This window comes from Olsenella sp. Marseille-P4559, from assembly GCF_900605015.1.
Lineage (GTDB): Bacteria > Actinomycetota > Coriobacteriia > Coriobacteriales > Atopobiaceae > Tractidigestivibacter.
Genome location: NZ_LR027573.1, coordinates 426,220 through 445,786, shown reverse-complemented (window position 1 = coordinate 445,786; position 19,567 = coordinate 426,220). Strand labels below are relative to the sequence as shown.

Below are 19,567 nucleotides of genomic sequence, written 5' to 3'. Positions count from 1 at the left end.
ACGTGCGTCGGGTGATTCTTGCCGTGGACTACGAGTCGATCTCGACGGTCGAATGGCCGGGCTCGCACGTGGCCTTCACGCGCGCCAAGATGCAGGGCGAGCCCCTCCCCCAGGCCGTGGCGGACTACTGGGAGCTCCTCGTGAGCCCCGCGTTCGTCGGCAGGTCGGACTCGCTGTGTGCGCTTTTCCCCTGGGGGTACAACCACGTGAAGCTCAACCGCGAGAGTATCGCTGCAAACGTGCGCGAGCGCCTGAGCGGCGACGATACCCTCGCGGCGGCGCGGGTGGTAAACGGAGGCTGGACCTACTACGGCAAGGGATACGGCAACTACGACAACGTCATCGACTACTCTCGCGCACACGAGGACGCCTCTGTGTCCATTCATGGCTTCAGCGAGTTCAAGCAGACCTGCCTCGATCAGGTGGCCAACATTGCCCAGCTCTGCCGCGAGAATGGCGTTGAGCTCGTGGTCGTGGCCACGCCGCGCCCAGCCTTCAACGTGCTTGCCTACGGCGATGCGTACCCCGAGCAGATGTCGCGGCTACAGCAGGTAGTCGAGAAGAACGGGGCCACCTTTGTGGACGCCAGCCTCCTGCGCTCCGAGGTGTACGCCCCCCAGGACACAGACTTTGGTGACGGCGAGCACCTGAACCACGACGGCGCCACCCGCTTCTCGCAGGCGTTTGCGAGCATCCTTCAGGGGCTCGATGCGGGAAAGGACGAAGGGTCACTCTCGTACTCCTACGACCATTGGGACCAGTACCTGGCCTCCATTCACCAGATCTCTGCCGTGGTTTCGAGACTTGACGTGGGCGACAATGGCTCCGCCACGGTTACCGCCCAGGCCTACACGGGCACGGACGTCCAGGTCGAGTACCAGTTCCTGCTCGTTGGCGAGGATGGCAACAAGACGGTCATCCAGGACTGGGGCAGCTCGGACAGCTGCGAGGTGCCAGACGGGGCTCGGGGCCAGGTCATGGTGTGCGCGCGGCAGGTGGGCTCGACCGCGGACTATGAGCGCTACTGCATGCAGCGGATGCCGCACTAGGCTGGGGTGCCATGTTTTGGTGCCAGCCACGCATGCCAGAGGAGGGTCTTCGGTGTCATCGAGAAAAACGGAGGAACACGCCCCTCAAGGGCCGCGCAGCGCATTGAGGCGCATCGTCGAGACCCTCGTGGTGGTTGCCATTGTCGTGGGCATAGACGTCCTTCTCACCTATGCGCTCTTTCCGTACGGCTCTCTGAGCGAGGTCGTGTGGTCGGAGTACAGTGCGGCCGCCGATCAGGACATAGATGCCGTGATCGTTGGCTCTTCCACGGCGCAGCGCTCCTTCGACCCCAATGTCCTGGATGATGAGCTGGGCACGAGCTCCTTTACGCTTGCGTCGCCAGCCCAGCCGCTCTCGCTAAGCTATCTGGCCGTGAGCGAGGCCATCGCGGACCACAAGGTGAGCCGCGTGATCTTGGGACTTGACTACGAGACCATGTCGCTTGGGGCTGGGGATAACTCCAGTGTCAGCTACATCCAGGCCAAGGCCAGCTACGAGTCGCTGCCCAAGGCGCTTTGCGACTATGCGGGCATGCTTACGGACCCCGAGTTCTTCTTCGATGCAAAATGCCTCGACCTTCTCTTCCCGTGGACGATCCTGCACGTGAAAGGTGGACTCAGCGGTATTGCCAGCAATATTGAGCAGCGTATGACCATGACGCCAATAGATGCCGCAGAGGTACGCGAGCCGGCCTATTCCTACGTTGGCAAGGGATACGGCAACTACGAATACCTGCTCGACACGACCAAGGCAAAGTCCCTCATGTCTACCACGAGCCACCCGATTGGGGACTTTACCGATGACAACATGGCCATGATGCAGAAAATCATCGACCTGTGCCGCGAGAATAACGTGCAGCTCGTGGTTGTGGTCACGCCGCGGCCGGCGTTCAACGTGCTCAACTATGGCAATGCGTACCCTGAGCAGATGACAAGGATGCGCAACCTGGTCGAGTCTTCGGGTTGCGTGTTTCTCGACGCCAACCTCCTGAAGCGCAGCCACTATGCACCTACAGCCGAGGACTTCGGGGACGGCGAGCACCTCAATGCTGCGGGGGCAGAGGAGTTCTCTGCGGTGTTTGCGGAGTATCTCCAGCAGCTTGATGCCGGTGAGGACGCATCGGAGATGTCCTACTCGTACGAGGACTGGTCGGACTACCTGGCGTCCATTGACTACATATCGGCCGTGACGCTTGACGGGTCGGTGGAAAACGGTGTGGCTACGTTGGAGGCAACGCCGTACACGGGTACGAGTATGCAGGTGGAGTACCAGTTTTGCCTGTGTGATGAGGGCGGCAACGTGACCAGCGTGCTGCAGGACTGGAGTCCCAACGCCACAGTTACGTGCGAGGTCCCTGCTGACGGGAGCCTTTCGGTGCGCGTAAACGCGCGGCAGGTGGGGTCCAACATCGAGTATGAGCAATACTGCGTGTGGAGTTCGTCGTAGGGGCATGCCGGACGGGCCTTCGGGCAAAGGATGGGGTTCGTGCGTACGCATATCTGGACTTTCTCGCCAATGGACGGCCCCGGGAGAGCCAATCTGGCAGAACTTGAGGGTCATGCGTACCCACAACCCTCAAGTTCTGACACGGCTCAGGCGACCAACTGGGCAAACGCAGGAGCCTCGTCAGAAAATGATCGTTGTGCGTACGCTAGACCTTACTTTTCTGCCAGACTGGCCCCAGGGAAGGGCCACTTTGTCAGAAATCCTACATTGTGCGTACTCACAACAACGAACTTTTGCCAAACGGGCCTGCGCGAGGCCCAGAAGGGCGACGGCGAGACATACAAGAAAGGCGAGGCGGGGATGGCCCCAGCCTCGCCTCGTATGTGCTTTGATCCGTGCCGCTAGTGAGTCGACTTGCGCGTGCGCGTTGTCTTCTTCGCGGCAGGCTCGGTCTTCTTCGCGGGAGCCTTGGTTGCGGCTGCAGGCTTTTCCTCGGCAGGCTTGGTGGCTGCAGCCTTGGCCTTGGGAGCAGTCTTGACCTTTGCAGTCGCAGGGGCCTTGGGCTCAGCCTTCGCGGCGGCAGTGGCCTTGGGTTCGGGCTTGGCCTTCGCGATAGCAGGCTTCTTGGCCGCAGGCTTGGCAGTCGCCTTGGGTGCAGCCTTCGCAGCGGGCTTTGCCTCGGCAGCCTTGGCCTTGGGAGCAGCCTTGGCCTTTGCAGTCGCAGCGGAAGCCTTGGGCTCGGCCTTTTTGGCCGCAGACTTGGGGGCTGCCTTGCTTGTCGCCTTGGGCTCAGCCTTGGCTGCAGATGCCTTTGCGGTCTTGGGCTCCGCCTTTGCGGCAGGTGCCTTCCTTGCGGTGTCCGTCGTCTTTGCGCGAGACGTGCGCGTGGCCTTGGTGCCCGCAGGCTTCTTCTCGGTCAGGGGCTTTGCCGGGGTGTTCTTGGCGGCCTCGGCAACCTCCTCGGCGCGGTACTTCTCAGCCTCATCGAGTACGTAGGGGAGGAAGTACTGGATTTGCTTCTGCCACCACGGCCAGTCATGGTCGACGTCGGAGCCCCAGTAGTCGCACCAGGCGTTCACGCCCAGTGCGCGGAAGGCGTCATCCACGATGTGCTCGGTGCGCAGGCCCTCTTCCTCCCAGGCGCCCTGGCCACAGCACAGCACGATCTCGCGCCTGTTGTAGAGACCAATGTAGGGATGGTCGTGCGGCGTGTTGGGCAGGAAGTGCACAGGGGAGTTGAAGTATAGAGTGGTGTTCATCCAGTCGCCGAAGAAGAACTGCGCGTCGTAGCCACCGGAGAGCGCGATGACGCCCTGGAAGAGGTCCGGGCGACGTAGGAACGCCACGAGTGCGTGGGTGGCGCCCAGCGAGCAGCCCATCGTAAGCGGGCGCAGGTCTGAGCCATTGCGCTCGTGCACGAAGGGGACGACCTCCTCGCACACGTAGTTGTAGAAGGCCTCGATCACCTTGACGCGCAGGATGTTGTCGCCCCCGCGGTCCGACCAGCCCTCAGCGTCGACAGAATCGAGGACAAAGAGTTGTGCCTTTCCGCTCTCGAGGTAGTCTTTCATCGCGTCGACCATACCGAACTGCTCGTAGCAGTCGCTCATGGCATCCTGGATGGGAAATGCGATGATGGGCCATCCGGACTCTCCATAGACGCGGATGCTCATGTCCTTGCCGAGGTTCTTGCTGTGCGCGGTTACCGTTTCCCGATTCATTTGACCGCTCCCCTCATTTTTTGCTCAAGATTGCGCCTTTATGATAGCAAAACTGCGTTTTGGGTGGTTTCCCAATCGTTAAAATGCAGGACCACCGTTATGTTATCCATCTGTGCGCCTTGAGCCAAGCAGGCGAATCGCGTCTGTCCCCGTCGGTCGACCGCCGAGCCCGCCAGTTAACGCCAATGCCACGGCAGACTGCTATGCTAAAGCCTCATGGGCGGGGAGAGCCCACGCTGTTGGTTGGCATTCATGTAGGTGTAAGCGTTGCATCTGCGGAGGTTATCTCATGGTCAGGACCCTTGTTCTCGTACGGCACGGCAAGGCTGAGAATGCACGGGATGGCTCGTCGGACCTTTGCCGCGAGCTCACGCCAGACGGCAGGCACGCCCTCGAGATTGCGTACCCGCGCACGTTCTCGCTGCTCGATGACTATGACGACGTGAACGTGTGGTCGAGTCCCGCGATTCGGGCCATGCAGACGGCACAGGTGGTCGCAACCGCCTTGGGTGTCGACGGCATTGAGGTCGACCAGACCCTCTATGACCAGGACGCAGACGCCATTCTCGCGCAACTTGCTACCACGCCCGAGGATACCGTGGTGGTCGTTGGCCACGTTCCCTCGCTCGACACCATTGCAACGCAGCTTCTGGGCTCTCCCATCAAGCTCAGCAAGGGTGCCGCGCTTGCCGTCGAGCTGCCACGGCCGTCCGCTCCCACGGGCGAGACGGCGGAGGTGCCAGCCTTGCCAACGCCCGCATCGCCCCTCTGGTTTGTCGACGGCCCCAAGTCCAGCGCCTGGGGTTCGCTCGTCTCCATCGAGGGCGAGGTCATCGCATCTGCCGGCGAGCTTTCTGCCGGCGCCGAGTCCTTCTTCAACAACCCAGATGACGTCGATGCTCTCCGCGACTTCCGCATGGACGTGCGCAGGCTTCGCTCGCTCGTCTCGTTCCTCTCTCCCTGGGAGCCAAAGAAGCAGGCAGAGCGTGCCGACAAGGTCCTGCGCAACCTCCTTGACACCACCGCGCGCCTGCGCGGTATCGACATCTTCTCCCAGACCGTCGATGACCTTGTGGAGTCGGGCGAGCTGGGTGAGAACAGCCTGCTTCCCGTTGCCTGCGCTCACGAGCGCAAGCTCGAGTGCAGCTCGTTCATGGAGCTGGTGCGCAAGAAGGGGCTGGCCAAGAAGCTCGGTGCCCTGGTGGAGGATCTCTCACGCTTTCGCTGGAAGAAGTCCGTGCTTGCGCACGGCTTGGGCGAGAACGACCTGAAGTCCCGCTTTGACGAGGAGCTTGACACCCTCGACCAGGCGCTCTTTGGGCTTGACCTCTCTAGTCCCAACGCCGTCTACGACGCCCGCCGCGACGCCAAGGAGCTCCACTACGTTGCCAATCGCCTGGGCGTGGTGTTGGGCGACGAGCGCGCTCAGATGAGCCAGTACATGGACGAGATTCAGCGTGACCTGGGAGCCCTTTGCAACGCCCGCACCAACGCCTCCCTTGCCGACGAGTTCCGCCACAGCCCTCGCTTCCGCGGCGTGCGTGCCGACCTTGGTGTGGCCGGGCGCGACCAGAGCGAGGTCGTCTCGGCCATCGTGTCGGGCATGAGGCGCCGCGAGGCCGCCGAGGAGCCCGAGGCCGATGCCGAGTCCGAGTCCGCGACGGCTGACGTCGGGTCCAAAACCGAGGTTGCCGATAGCGTGCCGGCCGACATGCCCGATGACGCCTCTTCCGAGGGGCCCGCAGAATAGGAGGCATCAGCGCATGGAGTATCGCTGCGAGCATGACTCGATGGGGGAGGTGCTGGTCCCCGCGGATGCCCTGTGGGGCGCCCAGACCCAGCGAAGCCACGAGAACTTCCCCATAGGCACCGAGCGCATGCCGTGCGAGATAATCCATGCGTTCGCAGTGCTCAAGAAGGCGGCCGCCCTGGCAAATGCGTCGCTGGGCCGCCTGGACGAGAAGGACGCCAACCTTATTGCCCAGGCGGCTGACGAGATTCTCGCCGGCAAGTTCGACGACCAGTTCCCGCTGGTGGCCTGGCAGACGGGGTCGGGCACGCAGTCCAACATGAACGTGAACGAGGTCATTGCCAATCGCGGCAACGCCCTTGCCGGCGAGCGGCGCCTGCACCCCAACGACACCGTGAACATGAGCCAGAGCTCCAACGACACCTTCCCCACAGCGCTCCACATCGCTGCGGCCATGGCCATCACGCAGGACCTCGTCCCCGCGATTGACCGGCTCATCGCTACACTGCGCGACCTAGAGGAGAGAAGCGCGGGCATCGTGAAGTGCGGCCGCACCCACCTGCAGGACGCTGTGCCCATCGCCTTCTCCCAGGAGGTCTCTGGCTGGCGTGGCCTCCTCGAGGATTCCCGCGAGCAACTCTTGGCTGCGCTGCCGGGGCTGTATCGGCTGGCCCTTGGCGGGACTGCGGTGGGCACTGGCCTCAACGCGCCCGTGGGATTCGGCACGGCTGTCGCCGCCGAGGTGGCTCGCCTCACGGACATGCCGTTTGTCTCGGCGCCAAACAAGTTCGCGGCACTTTCTGGCAAGGATGCTGTCTCGTTTGCGCATGGGGCGGTGCGCACGCTGGCCGCCGGCATGATGAAGATCGCCAACGACGTACGCTGGCTGGCATCGGGCCCGCGCTGTGGCCTGGGAGAGATACGCATCCCCGCTAACGAGCCGGGAAGCTCCATCATGCCCGGCAAGGTCAACCCCACGCAGTGCGAGGCGGTGACCATGGTTGCCGTGCAGGTCATGGGCAACGACGCCACCATTGGCTTTGCGGCGAGCCAGGGCAACTTCGAGCTCAACGTCTTCATGCCGGTCATTGCGCACGACTTCCTGCAGTCCACGAGGCTCCTCTCGGATGCTATTCGCTCCTTCGATGCGCGCTGCGCCTCAGGCATTGTTGCGATTCGGGAACGCATGGACGAGAACCTGCACCGTTCCCTCATGCTGGTTACCTGCCTCAACCCCTACATTGGGTACGAGAACGCAGCGAAGGTGGCTCACAAGGCCTTCGATGAGGGCATGAGTCTGCGCGACGCCTGCGTGGCGCTGGGCTTTCTCAGTCCCGAGCGCTTCGACGAGGTGTTCCACCCAGAAGAGATGGTCTAGGCGCGTCACCACGGCGTGCCATGGGCAACGGAAGACGGGAGACCCAATGAGCGATATGAGCATCGAAACCCGCTGCGTGCAAGCGGGCTACACACCGGGCAACGGCGATCCGCGCCAGGTGCCCATCATCCAGTCCACCACCTTCAAGTACGACACCTCCGACGCGATGGGCCGCCTCTTTGACCTGGAGGATTCGGGCTACTTCTACACCCGCCTCCAGAACCCCACGAACGACCATGTTGCGGCAAAGATCGCTGCGCTCGAGGGTGGCGCCGCGGCCATGCTCACCAGCTCCGGCCAGGCAGCCAACTTCTTTGCCGTCTTCAACATCTGCGAGGCGGGTGGGCACGTGGTGGCAAGCTCCACCATCTACGGGGGCACCTTCAACCTCTTTGCCCACACCATGGCCAAGATGGGCATAGAGTGCACCTTCGTCGAGCCCACCTGCACCCCCGAGGAGCTCGATGCGGCCTTTCGCCCCAACACCACGTGCGTCTTTGGCGAGACCGTGGCCAACCCGGCACTGGCTGTCCTCGATATCGAGAGGTTCGCCGCCGCTGCACATGCGCATGGCGTGCCCCTCATCGTGGATAACACCTTCCCCACGCCGATCAACTGCCGTCCCATCGAATGGGGTGCCGACATCGTGACCCACTCCACCACCAAGTACATGGACGGCCATGGCGTAGGCGTGGGCGGTGCCATTGTCGACTCGGGCAAGTTTGACTGGATGGCCAACGCCGAGCGCTTCCCGGGCCTTACCACGCCGGACGAGTCCTACCACGGCATTGTCTATGCCGAGAAGTTCGGCCAGGCGGGGGCCTACATTACCAAGGCAACGTCGCAGCTCATGCGTGACTTTGGCTCCATCCAGAGCCCCCAGAACGCCTTCTACCTCAACCTCGGCCTCGAGAGCCTGCACGTGCGCGTGCCGCAGCACTGCAAGAACGCCCGCGCGGTCGCGGAGTTCCTCTCCAAGAGCGACAAGGTGGCATCCGTGCGCTATCCGGATCTTCCGGGAGACCCGTACCACGATCTTGCCGAGAAGTACCTGCCCAACGGCAGCTGTGGCGTGGTGAGCTTTGAGGTCGCAGGCGGTCGCGAGGCGGCAGAGCGCTTCATGGCCGGGCTGCGCGTCTTTGCGATTGAGACCCATGTGGCCGATGCTCGCAGCTGCTGTCTGCATCCAGCGTCCTCGACGCACCGCCAGATGACCAACGACGAGCTGGTTGCAGCCGGCATCTCTCCCGCGACGGTTCGCATGAGCTGTGGCATCGAGGGTACCGATGACCTCGTCACAGACGTTGAGCAGGCACTCGCGCACGCATAGGTCTTCTCGCATTTTGGCGTGCACTGGCTTCTTCTGCACGTGCGCGTACCGACAAGAAAACACCATGTAGAGGGGGTGGGCAACGCGTCCACCCCTTTCTTTGTACCGCTTGCGGATTGGCGAATCAAAGAGTCCCGTCAACCGTGAGACTAGAAATGTTATGTGCCCTGCCGGGTGGGGACCCGGTGGGCGTCCACGACAAGGAGAGGAACATATGGCTAGGCTTCACGTGATGGAGCGGAGCGAGGCCCAGGCCGTGATGGACGGCCTGCACGAGGCACTGGGAAGGCGCCTTGCGGTAAGCTCGCTCGCTCCCTGCCCGGTGGAGTTCACCGCGGCATATGTCAACATGTGCGCTACGCAGAGCTGCGGTAAGTGCACCCCCTGTCGCGTTGGGCTGCGAGCGCTCTCGGACCTCTTGAACGACGTCCTGGAGAACCGTGCCGACGAGCACACGCTTGACCTTATCGAGCGTACGGCTCGCACGATCTACCTCTCGGCCGACTGCGCCATTGGCTACGAGGCCGGTGACATGGCGCTTACGGCCATCCGCGGCTTCCGCGACGACTTCGAGCACCACGTTCAGAAGCGCGCCTGTGGCTTTACGCAGAGCCAGCTTGTGCCCTGTGTTTCCGGCTGCCCGGCGGGTGTGGACATCCCCGGCTACATCAGCCTGGTGGAGGCGCGCCGCTACGCAGACGCCGTGCGGCTCATCCGCAAGGACAACCCACTGCCCCTGGTCTGCGGCTATGTGTGCGAGCATCCCTGCGAGATGAACTGCCGTCGCGGCATGGTGGACGACCCTATGAACATCCGCGGCCTCAAGCGCTATGCCGTCGACCACATGGAGTCGGACTACCGCCCTGGCATGGCCGAGAAGACCGGCAAGCGCGTGGCCGTTGTGGGTGGCGGACCTGCGGGCCTCTCGTGTGCGTACTACCTCTCGGTCATGGGCCACGATGTCACCATCTACGAGGCCCGTCACAAGCTGGGCGGCATGCTGCGCTACGGCATCCCCAATTACCGCCTGCCGCACGAGCGCCTTGACGCCGAGATCAAGTGGATCTTGGACTGCGGGATTAAGGTCAACCGTGACTCCAAGGTCGATGACCTTGCGGCGCTTCGTGCAGACTACGATGCCGTCTACCTTGCCATTGGCGCGCACCTCGACCGCAAGCTGGGGCTTCCTGGCGAAGATTCCGTGGGCGTGCTCTCCGCGGTTGAGATGCTGCGCGCCTTGGGTGATGAGGCCCGCCCGGACTTTAGCCAGGAACGCGTCTGCGTGATTGGCGGCGGCAATGTGGCCATGGACGTTGCGCGCTCGGCAATTCGCCTGGGTGCCAAGAAGGTCACGATCGTCTATCGCCGCCGCGTTGCCGACATGACCGCTCAGGACGAGGAGATCGCAGGTGCCAAGGCCGAGGGCTGCGAGCTTCTCGAACTCCATGCACCCATCGCCATCGAGTCGGAGGGCGGCTACGTGACCGGCCTGCGCGTGCAGCGGCAGATCATCGGTGGGCTCTCTCGCGGGCGCTTCGCTCCGCGCGAGGCAGATGCTCCCGAGGAGGTCATTCCCTGCGAGCGTGTGGTGGTGGCCATTGGCCAGGCCATCGAGTCTGGCCCCTTTGAGGAGCAGGGCGTGCCATGCAGGCGCGGCCGCATTGACGTGGGGGCGGATTCCGTCGTGCCCGGCATGGACGGCGTCTTCTCGGGCGGCGACTGCCAGAGCGGTCCCGCCACGGTCATCCGTGCCGTTAACGCCGGTAAGGTGGCCGCAGGCAACATCGACAACTACCTGGGCTTCAATCACCAGGTCACACTCGACGTGGATCTGCCGCCCGTGCAGTTCAAGGGCAAGACGAGCTGCGCCAGGTGCGAAATGACCTTGCGTGAGGCCGAGGACCGCAAGCGTGACTTTGACCTCATCGAGGACGGTCTCACCGAGGAAGAGGCCCACCAGGAGGCATCGAGGTGCCTGAGGTGCGACCACTTTGGCTTTGGCGCGTTCCGTGGAGGGAGGATCGAGCAGTGGTAACCCTTACCATCGACGGCAAGCAGGCCACGGTTCCGGAGCGCACCTCCATCTTGGATGCGGCCAAGTCTGTCGACATCAACATTCCAACCCTGTGCTTCCTGCGCGACATCAACGAGATAGGTGCGTGCAGGGCGTGCGTGGTCGAGATCGAGGGCATCGACCAGCTGGTTGCCGCCTGCAACAACACTGTGCTTGACGGCATGGTGGTGCGCACCAACAGTCCCAAGGTGCGCGTGGCTCGCAAGACCAACGTAGAGTTCCTCCTCTCGCAGCACGACTCCGAGTGCACGAGCTGCGTGCGCTCTGGCAACTGCGCGCTGCAGACGGTTGCCAACGACCTCGGCATCACGAGCTTGCCCTACGCCAAGCACCTGCCTCACCAGCCGTGGAACCAGGACTTCCCGCTCATTCGCAACAATGACAAGTGCATCAACTGCCTGCGCTGCATTCAGGTGTGCGAGAAGGTCCAGGCCGAGGGCATCTGGGACCTCACCAACCGCTCGAGCCACACCTGTGTGGGCGTGCGTGGGGGCGGCCTCATCGAGGACTCGGACTGTGCCCTCTGCGGACAGTGCATCACCCACTGCCCCACGGGCGCCCTGCGCGAGCGCGATGACACCGACCGCGCCTTCGATGCCTTGGCAGACCCCGACAAGATTGTCGTGGTGCAGGTTGCGCCTGCCGTGCGTACGGCCTGGGGCGAGCCGTTTGGCCTGCCGCGCGAGAAGGCCACGGCCCAGCGCTTGGTGACCGCGCTCAAGGGCATGGGCTTTGACTACGTCTTTGACACGGACTTCTCGGCCGACCTCACCATCATGGAGGAGGGCTCCGAGCTAGTTGAGCACCTCAGGCACCCCGAGGGCGTGAGGTTTCCCATGTTCACGAGCTGCTGCCCCGGCTGGGTGCGCTACTGCAAGGCACGCCACCCCCGCTTCACCGGCCAACTCTCTACCTCAAAGTCGCCCGGCCAGATGTTTGGCGCCATAGCCAAGAGCTACTACGCAGAGCTTCTGGGCGTAGACCCGCGCCGCATCTTCTGCGTGGAGATCATGCCCTGCCTGGCCAAGAAATCCGAGGTCGATATACCCGTGATGAACGATGCCTGCGGGGACCCCGACGTGGACGTCTCGCTTACGGTGCGTGAGGTTGACCGCATGATTCGCGCCGAGCACATCGATGTCTTCTCGCTTGCCGAGACCGACTTTGACCAGCCGCTTGGCACGGCCACGGGCGCCGGCGTGATCTTTGGCGCAACCGGCGGCGTTATGGAGGCGGCCCTGCGAACGGCGTACTATCTGGTATGCGGCGAGAATTGCGACGCCGAGGCCTTCAGGGGCGTGCGCGGGCTCGACGGCTGGAAGGAGGCCAGCTTCGACATTGCGGGCACCACGCTGCGCGTTGCCGTGGCGAATGGCCTGGGCAACGCAAACCGCCTGCTCAACGCACTCGAGGCCGGCGAGGTCTCCTACGACTTCGTCGAGGTCATGGCGTGTCCGGGCGGCTGCTCCGGTGGCGGCGGGCTTCCCATCCACGACGGCGAGGAGCTTGCGGGTGTCCGTGGCGACGTGCTGTGGGAGCTTGACCGCACGGCCAAGCTGCGGCGCAGCCACGAGAACCCCTCCATCCAGGCTGTCTACCGAGACTACCTGGGCGCGCCTCTCTCCGAGCGCGCGGAGAGGCTGCTGCATACCGACCAGCATGCGTGGAAGATGCCCGGCGAGGCGCAAGGGCGTAACATCGCCGCAACAAACATCTGATAGAGTCTCTGGCATCGTCACCCCAAGGAAGGAATCCCCCCATGTCCCTCTCCGCTGGCATCGCTCTTCTCGGCGCACGCGTGTGCGCTGGTGCGTGGTGGTGGACAAGGACCGAGACCCTCCCGGACTGACGATGGCCATCCGCGCACACGCACGCACAAGGGCCCTCGGACATGTTCCGGGGGTCCTTTTCTTTTGCGCGGCGCAGGCCATGGCACGCAAGCTCGACTTTGTCAGGAAGCATATGAAAGGAAGGCGCACCATGAGTCCAAAAGACACTGCAACCAAGGATCCCTACCGCATCTACCTGCGTGAGGACCAGATTCCCGCCGCGTGGTACAACCTGCGTGCCGACATGCCCGAGAAGCCCGAGCCCATGAGGCTTCCCAACGGCAAGGTTGCCACAGTGGACGACATTGCGCCCGTCTTTGCTCGCGCCCTCTGCGAGCAGGAGCTCGACGACGATACCCCGTACTTCCAGATTCCCGAGCCGGTCATGGAGATGTATCGCGTGTATCGCCCCAGCCCGCTCTGCCGTGCGTACAACCTGGAGCGCGCGCTCGACACGCCTGCGAAGATCTACTACAAGTTTGAGGGCAACAACACCTCGGGCTCGCACAAGCTGAACTCTGCGCTGGCGCAGGCGTACTATGCCTACGCCGAAGGCATCACCAACATCACCACCGAGACGGGCGCTGGCCAGTGGGGCACCGCGCTCTCCGAGGCGGCCGCACACTTTGGCCTTGACCTCGACGTCTTCATGGTCAAGTGCTCCTACGAGCAGAAGCCCTTCCGTCGCAGCGTGATGCAGACCTTTGGCGCAACCATCACGCCGTCGCCCTCACCCACTACGGAGGCTGGCAAGAAGATCTTGGCCGCAGACCCCGAGTGCACCGGTTCTCTCGGCACTGCCATCTCCGAGGCCGTGGAGCGTGCGCTCAACGTGCCCCAGAACAAGGGCCGCTACCAGCTGGGAAGCGTCCTCAACCAGGTGCTCCTGCACCAGTCGATCATCGGGCTCGAGTCCTACGAGGCGCTTCGCGAGCTGGGCGAGTACCCGGACATCGTGATTGGCTGCTGTGGCGGTGGCTCGAACTTCGGCGGCCTCATCGCCCCATTCATGCGCGACAAGCTCACCGGCAGGCATCCTGACACACGCTTCGTTGGCGTCGAGCCCACGAGCTGCCCCACGCTCACCCGTGGCGTCTATGCGTACGACTTTGCCGATACGGGCCAGACCTGCCCGCTCTGCAAGATGTACACGCTGGGCAACGGCTTTATCCCCAGCCCCGACCACGCCGGTGGCCTACGCTACCACGGCATGAGCCCCATCGTCTCCAAGCTCAAGCATGACGGCTACATGGAGGCCGTCGCCGTGAAGCAGACGGACGTGTTTGGCGCCGCCGAACAGTTTGCCAAGCTTGAGACCATCCTGCCCGCCCCCGAGAGCTCGCACGCCATTCTCCAGGCGATTCGCGAGGCCGAGAGGTGCCGCGAGACGGGCGAGGAGAAGACCATCCTCTTTGGCCTCACGGGTACCGGCTACTTTGACATGGTGGCCTACGACAAGTACAACAAGGGCGAGCTCGAGGACCACGTCCCTACCGACGAGGAGCTCCAAGCGGGCTTCGATACCATCCCGCACGTTCCCGGGCTGCAGTAGGGACGCAGACGCGGGGGCGAGTGCACCAGGGGTGTCTCCCCGGCGCACGGTCCCTGACGGAAATCGACCCTCCGGCATCGGCTTGGTGCCGGAGGGTCGATTGTCGTGGGCTTCTCATAGGAAAAGGGCCTTTCGGCGCCATCGTGTGTCGTGCCACGGCGAGGGCCCTGACGTCGTGCCGAAGGCCTACCCCTCGACCTCGAGCAGCTCGATTTCGAAGTTGAGGTCCTTGCCAGCCATCTCGTGATTGAGGTCGAAGGTGATGTTGGCATCATCCTTGGCTGCGACCACGGCAGGGAAGGGGTGGCCGGTGGGGGAGGACAGCGTCACGTGCTGGCCAACGGAGAGCTGCTCGGCGCCGGGCATCATGGCGACGGGAAGCGTCTGCACGAGGCCCTCGCGCCTCTCGCCATAGGCCTCGGCAGCAGGGATGTAGACGCGTCTTGTCTCGCCTACGGACATCTCGTTGACGGCATCGTCAAAGCCCTTGATCATCTGGCCTGCCATGCACGTGAATGCCAGCGGCTCGTTGCGGTCGCGTGACGAGTCGAACTTGGTGCCGTCGTCGAGGGTGCCAACATAGTGCACCTTGACCTTCTTGCCTGCGTTGCCCATGGATCCTCCTTGGGATGGCCGTGCGCGGCCGCTCGTGGCCGCAGTGCCAAAAACTCTACGCCACAACGTCACCCGCCGCGAGTGGCATACTGGTTCCATGCAGGTATCGTGGGGAGGCACGCATGGGCGCAGAGAGGGACGGCTTCATAGGGGCGTTTGACTCAGGGGTGGGCGGCCTTACCATCCTGAGCCGCCTGGTGGCCGAGCTGCCGCACGAGCGCTTCGTCTTCTTTGGCGACTCCGCACATGCCCCCTACGGTGACAAGCCTCCCGAAGAGATCCTCGCGCTCTCGCGGCGCACCGCTGCCTCATTGGTGGACGAAGGCGCAAAAGCACTGGTCATTGCCTGTAACACCGCGACTTCGGTTGCGGCACCGACCCTTCGCGAGGTGTACCCGGGGATCCCCATCATCGGCGTGGAGCCGGCGCTCAAGCCGGCGACGCTTGCGCCGCGGCACAGGCGCATCTTGGTCATGGCCACGGCGGCAACGCTTCGCCTGGGCAAGTTCCAGCGCCTCGAGGACCGTTGGGGCACAGACTCCGAGGTCATTGAGGTGCCGTGCGTGGGGCTGGCAGACCTCATCGAGAAGGGCGACCCTGGGTCACCGCAGATTCGCGGGCTTCTCGAGCGCTACCTTGGCCCGTGGCGTGGCAAGGTTGACTCGGTGGTGCTGGGCTGCACGCATTATCCGCTGGTTCGCGACCAGATTCTCGAGGTCATGGGTGATGTCGCACTCTTCGACGGGGGAGAGGGCACGGCTCGAGAGACCCGCCGCCGCCTCGGGGCGGCAGGGCTTCTCGCCCCGGATTCCCAGGCGGGGAGCGTCGAGCTTCGCTCAAGTATCGACACGCCGGGGGAACTGGCGCTGTACCGGAGGCTCTTCGACCTTGCGCGGGGGTCGGAGCCGTAGGGACCCTTTCATATGAAAGTCGCTGTGCAACCGCGCCCCCCCTGACGCCAACGATGCCGGCCGCTCATCGGGCGTAACCCTCCGAACACACAAATGGTCTTGCCCAAGTACGAATAGTTTGCATCCTCGGTGACTCGGAGCGCTACCATGGCAGTCGTTGCCCATGCCAATGGATAACGCAGGATGCGCCCTTGGGCGTGCGAGGATAGGAAGGTACAGCTTCATGCGATGGTCGGAGGTGCGCTCGCATCCTGCCGGCGTGCTGTGGTGTCTTGCCGCAGCCATGCTGGTGGCTACGGTGCTTTCCCTCGCCTTGGGAAGGTTCGAAATACCCGTTGGGGACGTCTTTCGCATGATTGCGGGGCGCGTGCTTCCCCTGACAAGGGAATGGACCACGCAGCAGGAGACGCTCTTCTTTAACGTGCGGCTTCCTCGTGTGGTGCTTGCGCTTGCCGTGGGCTGCTCGCTTGCGGCTGCCGGCGCCTCCTTCCAGGGAATCTTCCAGAACCCCCTCGTGTCCCCCGACTTCCTGGGCGCATCTCAGGGCGCGGCCTTTGGCGCCTGCCTCGCCATTCTCCTCTCTGCGGGCTCTTTGGCAACGTCGATTTCCGCGTTTGTGTTCTCCATGCTCTCCGTCGTGGTCGTGCTTTTCATCAGCCACGTGGCAAAGGGCAACCGCGTGCTGGTCACGGTGCTTGCCGGTGTCATGGTGAGCTCGCTTTTCCAGGCGAGCGTCTCCTACACCAAGCTGGTCGCAGACCCGTCCGCCCAGCTGCAGGCCATCACGTTTTGGCTCATGGGGTCGCTCACCAGCGCGCGCACGCAAGACCTCATCCTTGTCGCCATCCCGATGCTCGCGGGCAACGCCGGACTCCTTGCGCTGCGCTGGCGCATCAACGCCCTCACCATGGGCGACGACGAGGCACGCTCCATGGGCGTGGATGCACCGCGCGTGCGGGCACTGGCCATCGTCTGTGCCACCCTTGTGACGGCAGCAGGCGTCTCGGTGACGGGAATCATCGGCTGGGTGGGACTTGTCGTGCCGCATCTTGCCCGGGGGCTGGTTGGGGCGGACTACCGACACCTCCTTCCCGCATCCATGCTGCTCGGTGCCACGTTTCTCCTGGTTGTGGATGACGTCGCGCGTCTTGCCACCTCGGCGGAGATCCCCATCGGCATCCTCACGGCATTCGTGGGCGCCCCGTTTTTCCTGTGGCTCATCACGAAGGGGAGGCAGAAGTGAGGGGGCGTCTGGCGTGAGCTTCAACGTCTCGAACCTCTCGTTTTCCTACGGCGAGCGAGAGGTGCTCCACGACGTCTCGTTCAGCCTTGGCGATGGCTGCCTGGGCGCGGTCCTTGGCCCCAATGGAGCAGGCAAGACCACGCTCTTCCGTTGCGTCTTGGGGCTGCGCGACGACTACCGGGGAAGCATCGAGGCCAACGGCCACGACGTCGCGCGTCTCTCAGTGCGCAAGCGAGCACGCGAGATGGCCTACATACCGCAGGCCCATGCAGCGCCCTTTGACTACGAGGCCATCGACGTGGTGCTCATGGCCTGCGGGACAGACATGGGCATGCTCCGGGCGCCCCGGCGCGAGCACGAGGAACGCGCCATGGACGCCCTCGAGCGCGTGGGCATCGCCGACCTCGCCCATCGCGTGGTGACGAGGCTTTCCGGAGGCCAGCAGCAGCTGGTGCTCGTGGCGCGTGCGGTAGCGCAGGACGCCCGCTCCATCGTGATGGACGAGCCCACGAGTGCGCTCGACTTCGGCAATACCGCTCGCGTGCTCGAGCTGGTGCGCTCGCTGGCAGACGAGGGCCGGTCCGTGCTTCTCTCCACGCACCAGCCCGAGCAGGCCTACCTCTACGCCGATAGCGTGATCGCGCTTGCGGACGGGAGGGTGGCGGCGGTGGGGAGTCCTGCCGAGGTGGTTACGTCGGAGGGTGTGAGCGGCCTCTACGGCATGGGCGTGCTGGTGAGCCCCCTCTTTGGCGACAGGGCGCGCGCCTGCGTCCCCGTCTCGTGTTTGCGTTCGTCCGCGGCGGCGCCTTCGCGGGAGGGCCGCGAGCCGTCACGGCTGAAGGGAGATCGATTGACATGACACGACAGCATCAGATGACGAGAAGGGGCTTTGCCTCAGCGCTTGCATGCGCGTTGGGCCTGGGCATCACCGGGGGGCTTGCCGCCTGTGGCAACCAGGCGTCCACAGGCGCCAATGACGCCTCGTCCTCCTCTGTGGGGTCTGCCGCAGAGGCCTCGTCAACACGGACCTTCACGGATTCCTGCGGCCGCACGGTCGAGCTTCCGGCTGAGGTCGCCAAGGTTGCGCCTTCGGGTCCCCTGGCCCAGCAGATCCTCCTCACGGTTGACACCTCGAAGCTCTGCGGCATGGCCACCAAGCTCAGCGACGACCAGAAGAGGCTGTTTGGCGACGCCGCGGTCGAGCTTCCGGTCTTTGGCCAGATCTATGGCGGCAAGGGTGACTTCAACAAGGAGTCCGTGGCCGATGCCGCACCCGACCTCATCATCGACGTGGGTGAGGCGAAGGACACCATCGTGGAGGACATGGACAACCTCCAGGAGCAGCTCGGCATTGCCTGCGTGCACGTGGAGGCAACGCTTGACACCTACGATTCCGTCTACGAGCAGCTGGGAGGGCTCCTTGGCGAGGAGTCGCGGTGCTCGGACCTCTCTGCGTACTGCAGAAACGCCTACGACGAGGTAAACGCGGTTGTCTCGACGCTTGCCGACACCGATAGGCCCAAGGTGGCTTACCTCCTGGGCGACTCGGGCCTGAACGCCATTGCCAAGGGTAGCTACCAGGACAACGTCATCGATTTTGTCGCGGAGAACGCGATTGAGGTCGAAAAGGCATCTGGCTCGGGTATGGGCCAGGAGGTGAGTCTGGAGCAGATCGCTACCGTGGACCCCGAGATGATCGTCTTTGGGCCGGACAGCATCTACGACACGGTGGGGTCGGATTCTGCCTGGGCAGGCATTGCCGCGATTCGCGACCAGAACTACTTCCAGGTTCCAAGTGTGCCCTACAACTGGCTTTCCAGCCCTCCGTCGGTCAACCAGGTGCTGGGTATGCAGTGGTTTGCTCGCCTGTGCTACCCCGACCGCTTCCAGACGGGCGTCAAGGACGTGGCCGTCTCGTACTTCAAGACGCTCTACGGATACGACCTCTCCGACGAGGAGTGCACGATCATCCTGGCAGGCGCCCTTCCCAAGGGAGAGTAGGGCAAGGCGTTTTCCCTAGGCCTCACCCAGCCCGAGGGCGCAAAGCACAGGATCCGCGTCCTTGGGCATGGGCCCAAAAACCGCAGGCGTACCCCATGCTGCCGAGAAGCGCTGCGTGGCCTGGTCGCAGAGCTCCGGTCTCACCACCACGATGGCATGGGGCCAGGCAGGCTGGGGGCCTAGGTCGAGAAGGGTCAGCGCCTCAGTGAGGCCCTTTCCACGCACAAGCTCGAGCGGGCCCAGCTCGTCTATTGCAAGAAGCCCTGGGCGTGCAGCGGCGGCGCATGACCGAAGCCCTGTGAGGTGCTCGTTCACGCGGGCGATGGCCCCATCCGAGAAGTCCCAGCCGCAGCCACTCGCGGCGGCCGTGGCAAAGACGATGCGGATGGTGCCCGGAAGCAGGACGTTGTCGATGCCCGTCTTCTCCAAGGCTCCCGTGGGAAGGCGCCGCCAGCGTCCGGGCGCAAGGACGCCATAGGTGGGGATGCCCGCCCTGCTCGCCCTTGCCACGGCGGATTCCAACCAGCGGGTCTTGCCCGTCTGACGCTGTGAGCTGAGAATGGCAAGCATGTGGCCTCCAACGAGGGACGGGGAGCAAAGATGGGGGAGCAGATCGCTTTCCCATTGTAGGCGTGGGTCTGGTTGACGGTGGGTCACCCGTGTGGGT

15 protein-coding genes are annotated in these 19,567 nt (G+C 63.9%); 12 read left to right on the top strand and 3 right to left on the bottom strand.

What is annotated here, in order from left to right; all coding sequences use genetic code 11:
* Positions 1-1,049, top strand: a 1,049-nt coding sequence (locus tag E0E00_RS14260; protein ID WP_165443505.1) for a hypothetical protein, incomplete at its 5' end; no start/stop codon positions are given.
* 52 nt (positions 1,050-1,101) lie between these two features.
* Positions 1,102-2,496 (top strand): SGNH/GDSL hydrolase family protein, encoded by a 1,395-nt coding sequence (locus tag E0E00_RS01955; RefSeq protein ID WP_130810923.1) that lies wholly within the window; start codon positions 1,102-1,104, stop codon positions 2,494-2,496.
* A 401-nt stretch (positions 2,497-2,897) separates the two neighbouring features.
* Here E0E00_RS01955 and E0E00_RS14585 read toward each other — a convergent pair whose 3' ends face one another.
* On the bottom strand, positions 2,898-4,217 hold the full coding sequence (locus tag E0E00_RS14585) for an alpha/beta hydrolase-fold protein (RefSeq protein ID WP_207302615.1): 1,320 nt from the start codon (positions 4,215-4,217) through the stop codon (positions 2,898-2,900).
* Between the two features lie 289 nt (positions 4,218-4,506).
* Between E0E00_RS14585 and E0E00_RS01945 the strand changes: the two genes are divergently transcribed.
* The 6 genes from E0E00_RS01945 to E0E00_RS01920 all read left to right on the top strand — a co-directional run bounded on the left by E0E00_RS01945 (position 4,507) and on the right by E0E00_RS01920 (position 14,130).
* Positions 4,507-5,967, top strand: coding sequence for a CHAD domain-containing protein (locus E0E00_RS01945; protein WP_130810921.1), 1,461 nt, complete (start codon positions 4,507-4,509; stop codon positions 5,965-5,967).
* A 13-nt stretch (positions 5,968-5,980) separates the two neighbouring features.
* On the top strand, positions 5,981-7,345 hold the full coding sequence (gene fumC, locus E0E00_RS01940; protein ID WP_130810919.1) for a class II fumarate hydratase: 1,365 nt from the start codon (positions 5,981-5,983) through the stop codon (positions 7,343-7,345).
* A 55-nt stretch (positions 7,346-7,400) separates the two neighbouring features.
* Positions 7,401-8,675 carry an O-acetylhomoserine aminocarboxypropyltransferase/cysteine synthase family protein gene (locus E0E00_RS01935; RefSeq protein ID WP_371683375.1) on the top strand — a complete coding sequence of 425 codons (1,275 nt, stop codon included), beginning with the start codon at positions 7,401-7,403 and terminating at the stop codon, positions 8,673-8,675.
* A 214-nt stretch (positions 8,676-8,889) separates the two neighbouring features.
* Positions 8,890-10,710, top strand: coding sequence for an NAD(P)-binding protein (locus E0E00_RS01930; RefSeq protein ID WP_130810915.1), 1,821 nt, complete (start codon positions 8,890-8,892; stop codon positions 10,708-10,710).
* Complete coding sequence (locus tag E0E00_RS01925) at positions 10,704-12,467, top strand: [FeFe] hydrogenase, group A (protein ID WP_130810912.1); 1,764 nt, start codon at positions 10,704-10,706, stop codon at positions 12,465-12,467. Before E0E00_RS01930 ends, E0E00_RS01925 begins: the two co-directional genes overlap by 7 nt.
* A 262-nt stretch (positions 12,468-12,729) precedes the next feature.
* Positions 12,730-14,130 (top strand): TrpB-like pyridoxal phosphate-dependent enzyme, encoded by a 1,401-nt coding sequence (locus E0E00_RS01920; protein WP_130810910.1) that lies wholly within the window; start codon positions 12,730-12,732, stop codon positions 14,128-14,130.
* 186 nt (positions 14,131-14,316) lie between these two features.
* Here the strand turns inward: E0E00_RS01920 and E0E00_RS01915 are convergent, their stop codons facing one another.
* Positions 14,317-14,745, bottom strand: coding sequence for a peptidylprolyl isomerase (locus E0E00_RS01915; protein WP_130810908.1), 429 nt, complete (start codon positions 14,743-14,745; stop codon positions 14,317-14,319).
* A 122-nt stretch (positions 14,746-14,867) separates the two neighbouring features.
* Here E0E00_RS01915 and murI point away from each other — a divergent pair, with 122 nt between their 5' ends.
* From murI to E0E00_RS01895, 4 genes are all read left to right on the top strand, one after another.
* Positions 14,868-15,656: a glutamate racemase gene (gene murI, locus E0E00_RS01910; protein WP_130810906.1), complete on the top strand. Its 789-nt coding sequence runs from the start codon at positions 14,868-14,870 to the stop codon at positions 15,654-15,656.
* 223 nt (positions 15,657-15,879) lie between these two features.
* On the top strand, positions 15,880-16,899 hold the full coding sequence (locus E0E00_RS01905) for an iron ABC transporter permease (protein WP_242622090.1): 1,020 nt from the start codon (positions 15,880-15,882) through the stop codon (positions 16,897-16,899).
* A gap of 13 nt (positions 16,900-16,912) precedes the next feature.
* Complete coding sequence (locus E0E00_RS01900; protein ID WP_130810904.1) at positions 16,913-17,758, top strand: ABC transporter ATP-binding protein; 846 nt, start codon at positions 16,913-16,915, stop codon at positions 17,756-17,758.
* Entirely contained in the window at positions 17,755-18,900 is a 1,146-nt protein-coding gene (locus tag E0E00_RS01895) for an ABC transporter substrate-binding protein (protein WP_130810902.1), read from the top strand. Before E0E00_RS01900 ends, E0E00_RS01895 begins: the two co-directional genes overlap by 4 nt.
* A gap of 15 nt (positions 18,901-18,915) precedes the next feature.
* Here the strand turns inward: E0E00_RS01895 and E0E00_RS01890 are convergent, their stop codons facing one another.
* On the bottom strand, positions 18,916-19,470 hold the full coding sequence (locus E0E00_RS01890; RefSeq protein ID WP_130810899.1) for a hypothetical protein: 555 nt from the start codon (positions 19,468-19,470) through the stop codon (positions 18,916-18,918).
* Between the last annotated feature and the right edge of the window lie 97 nt (positions 19,471-19,567).